Consider the following 12340-nt stretch of genomic DNA (forward strand, 5'->3'; position numbering starts at 1 on the left):
TCGACAGACGTCGCGCCTTGAAAGATCCTCCCATGCCCCCCACCCGCCCCTCCCGCACCGAGCTCGCGCCCGGCCTGTCCATCAGCCGCATGGTCACCGGCCTCTGGCAGGTGGCCGACATGGAGCGCGGCAGCCAGACCCTCGACCCGCAAGCTGGGGCCGATGCGCTCGCCGCCTATGCCGCGGCGGGCTTCGACACGTTCGACATGGCCGACCATTACGGCAGCGCCGAGATCATCGCCGGCACGCTCCTGGCGAGGGAGCGGGCAGCGGGCGGCCAGCGGTCCGCCGCCTTCACCAAATGGTGCCCGGTGCCGGGACCGATGACCGCCGATGTCGTTCGTGCCGGCGTCGAGCGCAGCCTGACACGGCTCGGCGTCTCCACCATCGACCTCCTGCAGTTCCATTGGTGGACCTTCGAGCACCCCGCCTATCTCGACGCGATGAAGGCGCTGGCGAAGCTCCGCGAGGAGGGCCTGATCCGCCAGCTCGGCGTCACCAATTTCGACACCGACCATCTGCACGTGCTGATCGGCGAGGGCGTGCCGATCGTTTCCAACCAGGTGTCCTTCTCGGTGCTCGACCGCCGCGCCGCCAAAGATATGAGCGCCTTCTGCCTGGCGCACGGCATCAGGCTCCTCGCCTACGGCACCCTGGCCGGCGGCCTCGTCTCCGAGCGCTGGCTCGGGCAGCCGGAGCCCGACGCGCTCTCCGACTGGAGCAAGATGAAGTACAAGCGCTTCGTCGACGCCATCGGCGGCTGGGCAGCCTTCCAGCGGATCCTCCAGGCACTGCAGGCGGTGGCGGCGCGGCACGGCGTCTCGATCGCCAATGTGGCGACGCGCTGGGTGCTGGAGCAGCCGGCGGTGGCGGCCGTCATCGTCGGCGCCCGGCTCGGCGAGGGCGAGCACCGCGCCGACAACCTCAACAGCTTCGGCTTCGCGCTCGACGCCGCGGACCACGCCGCGCTGGACGAGGCCTTCCGCGGCGCGCGGCGGCTGCCCGGCGATTGCGGCGACGAGTACCGCAAGCCACCCTTCCTCACCGCCTCGGGCGACCTCAGCCATCACCTCGCCAGCGTGGAGAAGGTCTATCGCGCCGTGCCGGTCGAGGGCCGGCCCGGACGGCTCAGGGTCGATACCGGCAGCGTCTGGGAAGGCATCTGCGGCTACAGCCGGGCCGTGCGCATCGGCGAGCGCATCCTGGTGAGCGGCACCACCGCCACCAATGCCGCGGGCGAGGCGGTCTGCCCGGACGATCCCGCGGGCCAGGCGGTGTTCATCCTCGACAAGATCGCCGCCAGCCTCGCCGCCCTCGGCGGCAGCCTCGCCGACATCGTGCGCACGCGCGTCTACCTCAAGAATGCCGACGAGTGGGAACCGGTCTCGCGCGTCCACGGCCGCTATCTCGGCGAGGTCCGCCCGGTCAACACGCTGTTCGAGGTGGCGCGCCTGGTCGGGCCCTACCGCGTCGAGATCGAGGCGGAAGCGATCGTCGATCCGGGGGCGTGAAGTCTCGTTCTCCGGCCGACGCGCCCCCGCCTTCGGACTCCCCTAGAACCGCAGCTTCTTGAGAACCATCTTTGGTTGCCGCGCGGTTCCATATTTGATACCATTGTCTGATGAGCGAGGCTGAAAAGCTCCTCACGCGGATGCGCAACAATCCGCGCGATTGGTCGATCGAGGATCTGAAGGCGCTGGCGAAGCGACACGGCCTGGATTGGCGACAACCGGGGACGAGTCATGTGACGTTCAGCTGCCCCGGCCGCCAACCTTTGACTGTTCCGTCTCACAAGCCGGTCAAGCCAATCTACATCTCCCGATTTGTCGCCTTGATCGACAGCATCGCAGGCCAGAATGATGACTGACACGGAAGCCCTGCCCCGATTCGAGATCCGTCCTCTCTCCCAGGAAGAAGGAGGCGGCTATCTCATCGAGTTCCCGGATTATCCCGGCTGCATTGCGGACGGCGAGACGCCGGAGGATACGATCCGGGAAGGAAAAGACGCTTTGACTTCCTATGTGAGGACGCTGAAGGAACTCGGCCGTCCGATCCCCGCCACGGGCGAGGTCTATGGCGGCCAATGGCGACAGCGTGTCCCGAAATCCCTGCATGCGGCCCTGGCGCGTAGAGCGGAGCGCGAAGGCGTGTCGTTGAATACTTTGGTGACGACCCTCCTCGCCGAAGGCCTCGGCCGACGCGGCGGCGCGACGTTCCAATAGGCGTAGCCGAACAACAACGGAGGGCCGAGTCGGTAGCGGTCGGCGTGCCGGATAACCTCGCTACGCCGCCAGCAGGCCCTTGAGCCGATAGCCGGCCTCGGCCAGCAGGGCCGGGTCCGGGGATGCACGCCGGCCGATCAGCATCTCGGCGAGGCGGATGTCGCGGGCGACGGCATTGCCCGGGCCGATGCCGCCGGCGGCGACCAGGCGGCCGTCCGCGGCGAGGTGGAACAGGATGAAAGCATCGGCGGTGAGATCGCGGCGCACCGTCCGGACGCCTTCGTCTGCCAGCCCGGCGACCTGCAGGGTGAGGTCGTGCTGGTCCGACCAGAACCAGGGCACGGCGGACACGGCCTCGCCGGCACCGAGCATGTTGCGGGCGGCGAGCCCGCCCTGCTCCTGGGCGCTGCGCCAGGATTCGAGCCGGACCCGCCGCCCGCCATAGACCGGCAACGGGAAGGAGCAGCAATCGCCCGCGGCGTAGATATCGGGGTCGGAGGTGCGCAGCGTCGCGTCCGCGGCGATGCCGTTGTCGATCGTAAGATTCGCCGCCTCGGCCAGGGCGGTCACGGGGGCAGCGCCGACGCCGAGCACGACCAGGTCGGCCTCGACGCGCCGGCCGTCGGCGAGCACGACGACGGCGCCCTCGCCCTCCGCCTCGATCGCCGCGATGCCGGTGCCGCAGACCAGGGCGACGCCGGCGTCGCGGTGCCGCCGGTGGACCACCTCGGCGATCTCGGCCGGGACGCCGCGGGCGAGGATGCGCGGCTGCGCCTCGATCAGGCTGACCGTGGCGCCGCGCCGGCTGGCGCTCGCCGCCAGCTCCAGCCCGATGAAGCCGCCGCCGATGATGGCCACGCGCGCGCCAGGCGAAAGGCGCCGGCGCAGCGCCAGGCTGTCGTCGAAGCTGCGCAGGGTGAGGCAGCGCCCGGCGCCCGAGCCGGGAAAGGGGATGCGGCGGGCGATGGCACCGGTCGCCAGCAGCAGCTTGTCGTAGGCGAGCGCGGTGCCGTCGGCGAGGACGACGCGCCGGTCCGCCCGCTCGATGGTCACCGCCCGGCGGCCGGCGAGCCACTCGATGCCGGCGGCGGCGAGGGCGGCGGCATCGGCGATGGTGCGGGGCTGCGGGTCGTCGTCGCCCGTCAGCGTGTCCTTGGACAGCGGCGGGCGCTCATAGGGCGCATGCGCCTCGTCGCCGACGAGCGTCACCGGACCGGCATGGCCCTCCTGGCGCAGGGCGAGCGCCGCGCGGACACCGGCCTCGCCCGCCCCGATAATCACCATGCCCGGCTGCATTGCGCCCTCGCTCGTTCCCGTCACCGATGCGGATGGACGCCTGGCCGGCGTCCGGTCCGCGACCGTCCTCCGCATGTCCCGGAGGTCGCGGCTTCTCCGCTTGCGCGGACCGTAGGGCCGGCCCGCGGCCGCCTCAACGGAACTCTGACAGTTTCTATCATTTCTCTCACGACATCCGCGGCCATCGTGATCAAAATCCATCAGGGAACGGTCGTGTTGGAACGCAACGATGTCGGCGGCCGCATCGAGCCCGCTCTTGCCGCGTGATTTCCGGCCGCTTCGATCGTATATCGGCGGCATCCGCCGATGCAGGCACAGGGCCGATGTCGATCAACCTCGAAATTCGCCGGTATGGCGGCGCCGACCGCCATGTCCACGACTACAGCCAGGTCCTCTTCCCCCTGCGCGGCGCCATGCGCGTCGACATCGAGGGCAGGACCGAGGTCGTCGCCAGCAATTGCGTGGCCCTCATCCCGCGCGATCATGTCCACGATTTCGCGCCCACGCCGGATTGCCGCTTCATGGTGGTGGACGTCGACGTGGCCGCCCTTTCGGAGGAGCGGTTGCCGGCGCTGCTGCGCGCCGGGGAGCCGTCGCTGACGCGCCTCGATCCCTGGCTCTGGCGGCTGTTCCGCCTGCTCGGCGACGAGGTCGAGGCGGACGGGCAGCGGGCGCGCGAGGCCGTCCACCTCGTGATGAGCGGGCTGCAGCTCGTCCGCCCGGGCGAGGCGCTCCGGCCGCGGCGCAAGGCGGAGCAGCGGATCCTCGGCGTTGCCTGCGCCTATGGCGAGGGCTCGGAAGGCGGCAGCGTCGGCGACGCGGCCCGCGCGGCCGGCCTGGGGCAGAGCCAGTTCCACGCCCTGTTCCGGGCCACGGTCGGCCTCTCGCCGAAACAGTACCGGCTGGCGAAGCTGTTCGGGCGCGCCGTCGACCGGCTGGTCGAGACCGCCGATCCGATCTCCGCCATCGCCTACGATCTCGGCTACCAGGACGTCTCCTCCTTCAACCGGCAGTTTCGCCGGCGCTTCGGCATGACGCCGTCGCAGCTCCGTCGGGGCGACAGGCCGGCGCCAGGCGGCTGACCTCGCCGATCGCAGCTTCTGCCGATCCTTTCGGAGCTTCGCCCCATCACGAGGCCCCCGATCCGTGCGAGACTCGCCAATCCCACGATGACGCGAGAGGACACCCTGCGATGAAGCTGACCGACTTCAAGGTCCTGACATTCGACTGCTACGGCACGCTCATCGACTGGGAGAGCGGCCTGTGGAATGCACTGCAGCCGCTTTTGACCGAGGGCCGCCCGTCGGTCGACCGCGAGGAAGCGCTCGAGTTCTTCGCGCGCCTGGAGACGGAGCAGGAACTGGCAACGCCGTCGCTGCGCTATTCCGCCCTGCTCGCGGTCGTGCACGCGCGGCTCGCCAAGGCGTGGGGCGCGCGCGCCTATGCCGAGCTGCACGACCGCTTCGGCGGCTCCGTGCCGGACTGGCCGCCCTTCCCGGATTCGGCCGAGGCGCTCGCCACTCTCAAGCGCCATTACAAGCTGGTGATCCTGTCCAACGTCGACCGCCAGAGCTTCGCCGCGAGCAACCGCAAGCTCGGCGTCGTCTTCGACGCGGTCTACACCGCCGAGGATATCGGCTCCTACAAGCCCGATCCGCGCAATTTCGACCATCTTCTCGCCCATCTCGAAGCCGATCTCGGCATCGAGCGGGGACAGGTGCTGCACGTCGCCCAGAGCCTGCACCACGACCATGTGCCGGCGGCGCGGGCGGGCCTGGCGCGCGCCTGGATCGACCGACGCTTCGGCAAGGCCGGCGGCGGCGCGACGCTGCCGATCGCCGATCGCCCGCCGGTGGACTTCGTGTTCAAGAACCTGGCCGAGCTCGCCGAGGCGCATCGCCGCGAGACCGAGGCCTGAGGGGGCTCGGCGCTTCAACCGCCTGCCCACGCCCCGGGATCGCCCATCGATGCGATGGGTGTCGTCGGCGACTTCGGTGACCACGGCGTTCGCCGTGCCGTCCCCGTCGCGGGCGGTGTCTCCCGATCCCGTCGCCGGATGCCGCCGGTGGCGATGATGCGCGATCGGATCGGCTCCCTGCGGGAGGCCGGGCCGACGCCGCCCGCACAGGGAAGCATCAGCTCCTGCCGCAATTCGGTGCAGTTCTGCCACAGTGATCAATCTCCAGTCAGTTCGAGGCTGGCTGGCATTCGACGGCGGCGCGGACTATGCTAGGCAGGCTTCCGTGGATATGGGCTGTCGGCCTGCACCCGCGGCGGCGGGTTGCAGGGTTCTTGGGCGGGGCACGGGCGCACCGACCTTCATGGCATGATTCTGGCATGACGCATCGTACCTTCGATGCGCCGCTGCTCTATTCATCCGCAAGTCGAGTTTTGCGCATGATCAATGTCTCGATGCGGCCGATCGTCTTCGACATGTCCCGGCTGTTATCGCGTGCGCATCTGCCCAGCCCGAGCGGTATCGATCGTTTCGAGATCCGCTATGCCGACTGGATCGCCCAGACCTATCGCTCCAGCGTGTTCGTCGAGACCTTGGCCTATGGCCCGCGCATCATCGAGCGCCGACGGGCGGTGCGCATGATCGGCGAGGTCTCGCGCCGCTGGGGCGCGCCACCTCAGGACGGCACCGAGCAGGCCAAGCTGCAGGAGATCGCCACCTTCCTCGACGGCGAGGACCGGCCCGAGCCGGCACCGCCGGCCGGCCGCCTCCGTCGGGTGATCGACCAGACCGTCTCGGGCAACCAGCGCCGCCTGCAGGCGACGCTGCGCCGGGTCATCGCCAAGGTCGTCACCAAGAGGCAGGCCCTGCAGGAGGAGGGCCGCAATGCGCTGTTCGTGCACGTCTCGCATGCGCGCCTCGACCGCACCGGCGCCTTCGACTGGATGCCGCGGCTGGGCGCCAGGGGCATCTTCTACGTGCACGACCTCATCCCGATCACCCATCCCAACTTCGCTCGCTCGGGCGAGGCGGAACGGCATCGCCGCCGGCTCGACACGGTGCTGCGGCATGGCGCGGCGATCCTGACCAATTCCGAGCACAGCGCCGCGATCATCCGCGACTATGCGCAGGCGAAGGCGGCACAGCTGCCGTCGGTGCACGTGATAGGCCCGGGAATCGAACCCGCCTTCCGCCGCTCGCCGGCGCTGGAGATGCCCGAGACGCGCCGCTCCTTCTTCCTGGCGATCGGCACGGTGGAGCCGCGCAAGAACCACAGCCTGCTGTTCGAGACCTGGCGCCGGCTCGAGGAGACCGGGGCGCCCGATATCCCCGCCCTGGTGATCGCCGGGCGCCTCGGCTGGAACGGCGACGAGGTGCTGGCCGAGCTCGATCGCTACCCGACGCTCCGCCGGCACGTCGTGCACGTGGAGGACCTCGGCGACGCCGCCCTGTGCTGCCTGATGCGCGGCGCCCGGGCTGTGCTGTCCCCGACCCTGGTCGAGGGCTACGGCATGCCTGTCGTGGAGGCCCTGGCCGCCGGAGCCCGCGTGGTCGCCTCGGACATCCCCTCCCATCGCGAGATCGCCGGCGGCCGCGCGCTGCTGCTCGACCCCGCGGGATCCGATGCCTGGTTCGAGGCGGTGGAGCGGCTGGCGCGCCAGGCCGCTCCTGCCGCCGCCGGGCTGACGGGCGCGGCACGCATGGCCCGCGTGCTCAACTGGACCGACCATTTCCGCTTCGTCAGCGAAAACGTCATCCGGCCGCTGGAGCACGAGGCGGGGCTGGCCTGAGTGACGTCTCGGAAATGCCGGATGGGCCGATCCGGCGGACGTCGTCGTGCCCGGTGCATCGGCGTTCCCGCCGGGAGGCAAAAACCCTCGCCGTTCCCAGCCGCCGGATTTCCAGACCGTTCCGGGGCGGCGGCACGAGCGGCCGGTCGCCGCCGGGGCCCCTCGTTCAGGCGACGAGATCCGCCATCGGACGCACGGCGGCGCTCTGCGGGAAGACCCGGTCGGCGAGGAGCTGCTCGCCGATGCCGAGATGGTCGTGCAGCGTGCCCTTCAGCACTGCCCTGAGATCGGTGGTCGGCATCAGGTCGCGCCCCTGGTAGAGCCTGGTCTCGGCCAGGCCGGGCCAGTCCGCGATCACCCTGCCGCCGCGCACGGCGCCGCCGACGACGAAGGCGAGCGTCGCCGTGCCGTGGTCGGTGCCCAAGTTGCCGTTCATATGGGCGGTGCGGCCGAACTCCGTGATCACGGTGACGACCGTATCCTTCCAGGCCTCGCCCAGCCCGTCGCGCAGGGTCTTGAGGCCACTGTCGAGCTCGCCCAGGCGGGCGCCGAGTTGCCCGGTCACGGGCCCCTGGTTGACATGGGTGTCGAAGCCGTTGAGGTCGATCGAGCCGACTCGCGGGCCGTTGGGCGCGGCGAACAGGCGCCCCACCGCCTCCATGCCGACCAGGAAATCGTTGCGCGCCGGTCCGCGCGGCATGATGCCGCCGGAGATGCCGTCGATATAGGCGCTCTGGCGCAGGGCGTCCGCCAGCCGCTGGTCGGTGCGCTCGTAGAGATCGAGCAGGCGCATGCGGATGTCTTCGGAGGCGGACGCGCCCACGGTCGGCATCCAGGTGGCGACCGGCGCCTCCCCCATCATGATCAGCGGGACCGTGGCGCCGATGCCGAGGCCCTCGGCGTGGACGCGCCCGCCGGCGGGCAGGGTGGCGATGGCGCGGTTGAGCCAGCCGTTGCGCACCCGCCCCACGCCCGGCATGCCGCTCTCCAGCACATCCTGGCCGTCGAAATGCGAACGATCGCGGTAGGGGCTGGCCACGGCGTGCACCACCAGCGCCTGGCCGCCCTTGTAGAGCTCGTGGAAGGTGGACAGATGCGGATTGAGGACGTAGCCGCTGCCGAGCGGCAGGCCGGCGAGATTGCCGTCCTCGCCGATCAGCGAGCCGGCGCGGATGCGCTGATAGTCGGGATCGAAGGTCGGCGCCACCGCGGCGAGGCTGTCGAGCGCGCCGCGCATGATGATGGTGAGATAACGCGGATCGCGCCCCGCGGCGGCGAGGCCGGGGCGCGGCATCAGGGACCAGGCTGCGACCGCGCCGAGGCCGAGCAGGACGCCGCGGCGGGTGGGATGATGGCCGAGCATGGACTTCTTACCTCTTCATCAGTTCGGGCGACATGAGAAGCAGGGCGAGTGCCTGGCTGCGGCTTTCGGCGCGGCGCAGCGTGGTGAGTGTCTGGGCGGACAGGGCAGGACCGTAGAGCTCGTTGGCGAGGTCGGCAATGTCGCCGGCGTTCTTGTCGGAGGCTCCGGCATAGGACACGGCGAGGTCGAGGCGGGTGGAGATGCCCTCGGGCGAGGCCCAGGTGCTGTCGCCGTCGTCGAAGCCGGCCGGGGCGCGCGGCTCCCAGATCGGCTGCCCGAGCTTGCGGCAATGCAGGACCATCTTGCCGACCGGCAGCGCCTCGCCCAAGGCCCGCGACATCGCCACGATCATGTCATAGGGCGGCAGAATCTTGGCCGGCGGCGCCGTCCAGGCGTCGGGGTGGCGGACAAGCGCCCGCGCCGTCTCGGCGAGATCGCCCTCGGTCTTCATGAAGGCCGCGGCGACCACGGGTGCGATGGTCGGCGGCGCTGAATCGCCGACGAAGTGCCGCACGAGCTTTGCGGCGATATGCCGCGCCGTCGCGGGATGGCGCGCCAGATCGTCGAGCACCGCCTCGCCCTGCTCCACCCCGCCTTCCCGATAGCTGCGCCCGAGCACCGTGAAGGCCCCCGGCTCGTGCCGATCGGCATCGAAGCGGAAGGCCCCGGCTCCGTTGCCGACAGAGCTCTTCGACCGCCAGCCCGTGAGGATCTTCGCCAGCGAGGTCACGTCCGCCTGCGTGTAGCCGCCATTGACCCCGAGGGTGTGCAGCTCCATCAGCTCACGCGCGAAATTCTCGTTGAGACCGCGTTTGCGGGCGATACCGTAAGGAGAGTTCGGGCCGATGGACAGGTCGTTGTCGAGATAGCCGAGCATCGTGGGATGGTTCGCCACGGCGCCGACCATGTCTCGGAACCGGCCGAGCACGTGAGGTCGGATCGCCTCACGCTCGTAGCCGCCCACCCCCGTGCGCACCTCGGCGCTGCGCCGCGCGGAGACGGCGAAATGATTCGACCAGAACAGCACGAGCCGTTCGACAAAGGGACGGACGCTGCCGATGGCCACGGTGTAGCGATAGTCAATCTCGCCCATGAGAGCACCCAGCGCGATCTTCTGGGGCGCAGCGATCACTTCCGCATCGGCAGCCGAGGGCGCCGGACCCGCCATGTCCGCCGCCGGCGCCTTCGACCGACCGGCAGGCCCGGCGAGCTTGCGGGCGGCACGGGACGCCACGCGCGCGGCCGCAAGGGCGTCGAGATTGTCCACGACCGATCGAAGTTCTGCCGGCGGAAAGAGTGCCGCCGCAGTGCCGTCGCACTGGCCAAGCACGTAATCGCGCGGATGACGGGCGCCGGTGCGCCACTCACCGGGACGGGCGCCGAGCCCGAAGCGGCCGGATACGAAGAGTGCGGCAAGGTCGTTCGCCGCCGACCCGCTCGTCATCGACGCTGCCATGAGACCCCCTCACATCGCCGCCGCATTCGGCCCCGGGGCCGACCATTTTAGGGTGCACTGCAGTATCATATTAAGGGTGTGGCAAAATCGTGGATGAGAAGCTGAACTGACGAATGAAAGGGTACATGCGCCAAAAGCGTCATTTCCAGTCGGCCCGGCCATCGCCGGGCACGCAGAGGAAGCCGCTGTCGACCCGCAGGACTCCGACATGACACAGCGAAGCCCGTGCAGCTATCTAGCCGCGACTTCGCACTTGCGGCACAAGCTGTCGCTGATATCGTGACCGCCATCCCTCAACGTTGGTCGGAGCGGAGATGCATCCAGCAGGAAGAACGACGACGAGCACGTCGCCTTTGTCTTCGGGCTCGTGGTGTGCCAGGCGATCCCACCCACCTCGCCGGCCCTGCGGATCATTGAACGGTCCGGTGGCATCCCGATCGCCGGTGCTCGCTCTCTGCGTCGGAGAAAAGGCCACCGGGTGACGGGATCATACGCGTCGGCACGGAGGGGGCCATGCGGCGTGTCGATGCCGCGACGAGTTCGCCGCGGTGCCCTTCGCGGTCCAGAGCGACCATCTCGATCTCAAGGAGCATCAAATCGAATCATAGGACGTCGCCGACGACGCGGGCAGCGCCCGCCGGCGGCTGGGGCCACTGTCTGCGGTGAGTCGAGGCAACCGGTGCAGGCCAGCGATTGGCATGTGATGTGCAGCTCCAATATAGTCGCCGCCGCATTGTCGTCGCCTGTCACCGATATTTCGATTTAAATCTGTTTGGAGCCATGGATATCTCCCCGAAGGACGAGCCGAGTGCTCACAAGCTGCGTATCCAGCAGCTGACCAATGACGGCCTGGACGGATTCTACCGTTCCGCCGAGCACCTGAAGACCACGATCGAGCCCGGCGAGTTCGTCCCCCCGCCTAAGCCGATGCTGGGTTCGATCGGCTGCAAGAAGGAATTCACCCGCAAGCACGACCGGGTGACCGGCCACCTGAACGGCTCCGGCTTCTACTCGGTCGACGATTGCTACATCGGCAAATGCGGAACGCTGCTGGACCGCGAGCGCAAGGTCCTGTGGGCCGACGACCTCGTCTCGGCCTATTGGATGTGGTTCCTCGGCAAGATGATCACGCGCGAGGTGGTGATCGGCAACCCGGTGAAGCCCAGCGCCATCGGCAGCTTCATCGGCGGCTCGAACGCGGCGCTCCGCGAGATCGACGACGACATGCCGATCGTCTGCCTGGCCAAGCCCGGCGTACGGGTCTACGGCCATTGGATCCTGGACACGCTGCCGCTGGTCTGGAACTTCTTCGAGGCGGTGAAGGCCGGCCATATCGGCAAGCCCTACAAGTTCCTCGTCAGCTCGACGACGCCGCGTTGGGCGCTCAGCTTCCTCAACCTCCTGTTCGGCATCGGGCCGGACGACATCATCACCTATGACGACGACAAGGAGATCCTGCACCTGCGCCACGCCATCGTTCCCGGCCTGCTGCGCGTCAGCCCGCTCATCTCGCGCCGGATGAACGATTTCGTCGCCTACACGCTGGACGTTGCCCGCCACAAGGCGCCGGAGGCGTTCGCGCGCACGGATCTGCCCGAGCGCATCTTCATCTCCCGGGCCGATTTCGCTGCCGACGGCAACCGCCTACTGCTCAACCACGAAGCCGTGACGAGGGCGGTGGTCGAGACCGGCCTGGTGCCGATGATGCCCGAACGGCTGTCATGGCCGGAACAGCTCGCCCTGTTCAGCAAGGCTAGGATCGTCTCCGGTGAATATGGCAGCGGCCTTCACAACGCGATGTTCGGAGGCCCCGACTGCATCTCCATCGTCTTCGCCAGCCTCAAGATGAACTGGACGCAGAGCGCGATCGTCGGCATCCGCGGCCAGGATTCGATCTATGTCCAGCCCAGCCGCCAGGAGCGGACCGGCACGGCCAACGGCATCATCTACGAGATATCGCCAGCCTCCATTGCCCAGGCGGTGGCCATCGCCGGAGCCGAGGAGGCCCGGCGGGCAGCGAGCGGCGCCCACCGCCTCGAGGCGGCCTTATCTTGACAGCATCACCCCTCCCCAAACCGGGCGCGCCCGGCCTGCTCCCCTCAGGGTCCGTCGCTCGGCGCGGGCCGCATCCACAAGATTGGACCCTCTCGATGACGACACTGGTGAAGCTGATCAGGACGAAGCGTTTCGGGGACGACCGGGGTTGGTTCTCGGAGACCTACAGCGAGGCCAAGCTGACCGGGCTCGGGATCACGG

General features: G+C 69.2%; 10 protein-coding genes. 7 read left to right on the plus strand and 3 right to left on the minus strand.

The annotated features are described in order from the left end of the window. The first annotated feature begins 32 nt into the window (after nt 1-32). The 3 genes from QO011_RS29320 to QO011_RS29330 all read left to right on the plus strand — a co-directional run bounded on the left by QO011_RS29320 (nt 33) and on the right by QO011_RS29330 (nt 2222). Complete coding sequence (locus tag QO011_RS29320; protein WP_307280296.1) at nt 33-1511, plus strand: aldo/keto reductase; 1479 nt, start codon at nt 33-35, stop codon at nt 1509-1511. Between the two features lie 110 nt (nt 1512-1621). After that, nucleotides 1622-1867: a type II toxin-antitoxin system HicA family toxin gene (locus QO011_RS29325; protein WP_307280299.1), complete on the plus strand. Its 246-nt coding sequence runs from the start codon at nt 1622-1624 to the stop codon at nt 1865-1867. Then, nucleotides 1857-2222 (plus strand): toxin-antitoxin system HicB family antitoxin, encoded by a 366-nt coding sequence (locus QO011_RS29330; RefSeq protein WP_307280302.1) that lies wholly within the window; start codon nt 1857-1859, stop codon nt 2220-2222. Before QO011_RS29325 ends, QO011_RS29330 begins: the two co-directional genes overlap by 11 nt. A 60-nt stretch (nt 2223-2282) precedes the next feature. Here the strand turns inward: QO011_RS29330 and QO011_RS29335 are convergent, their stop codons facing one another. After that, nucleotides 2283-3506 (minus strand): NAD(P)/FAD-dependent oxidoreductase, encoded by a 1224-nt coding sequence (locus QO011_RS29335; protein ID WP_307280305.1) that lies wholly within the window; start codon nt 3504-3506, stop codon nt 2283-2285. A gap of 335 nt (nt 3507-3841) precedes the next feature. On the opposite strand from QO011_RS29335, the gene QO011_RS29340 reads away from it, so the two are divergent. The 3 genes from QO011_RS29340 (at nt 3842) to QO011_RS29350 (ending at nt 7265) form a co-directional block, all read left to right on the plus strand. Then, entirely contained in the window at nt 3842-4600 is a 759-nt protein-coding gene (locus QO011_RS29340; protein ID WP_307280307.1) for a helix-turn-helix domain-containing protein, read from the plus strand. Nucleotides 4601-4710: 110 nt separating this feature from the next. Next, nucleotides 4711-5436, plus strand: a complete 726-nt coding sequence (locus QO011_RS29345) for a haloacid dehalogenase type II (protein ID WP_307280310.1) — start codon at nt 4711-4713, stop codon at nt 5434-5436. Between the two features lie 419 nt (nt 5437-5855). Then, nucleotides 5856-7265, plus strand: coding sequence for a glycosyltransferase family 4 protein (locus tag QO011_RS29350; protein WP_307280312.1), 1410 nt, complete (start codon nt 5856-5858; stop codon nt 7263-7265). A 166-nt stretch (nt 7266-7431) separates the two neighbouring features. On the opposite strand, the gene QO011_RS29355 is transcribed toward QO011_RS29350, so the two are convergent. Both QO011_RS29355 and QO011_RS29360 read right to left on the minus strand, forming a co-directional pair. Beyond that, nucleotides 7432-8628 carry a DUF1501 domain-containing protein gene (locus QO011_RS29355; RefSeq protein ID WP_307280314.1) on the minus strand — a complete coding sequence of 399 codons (1197 nt, stop codon included), beginning with the start codon at nt 8626-8628 and terminating at the stop codon, nt 7432-7434. Between the two features lie 7 nt (nt 8629-8635). Beyond that, nucleotides 8636-10084, minus strand: coding sequence for a DUF1800 domain-containing protein (locus tag QO011_RS29360; protein WP_307280315.1), 1449 nt, complete (start codon nt 10082-10084; stop codon nt 8636-8638). Nucleotides 10085-10864: 780 nt separating this feature from the next. Here QO011_RS29360 and QO011_RS29365 point away from each other — a divergent pair. After that, the gene (locus QO011_RS29365) at nt 10865-12139 is read left to right on the plus strand and encodes a glycosyltransferase family 61 protein (RefSeq protein WP_307280319.1); all 1275 of its coding nucleotides are present in this window, start codon (nt 10865-10867) and stop codon (nt 12137-12139) included. Nucleotides 12140-12340 lie beyond the last annotated feature (201 nt).

The organism is Labrys wisconsinensis, from assembly GCF_030814995.1.
GTDB classification, from domain to species: Bacteria; Pseudomonadota; Alphaproteobacteria; order Rhizobiales; family Labraceae; genus Labrys; species Labrys wisconsinensis.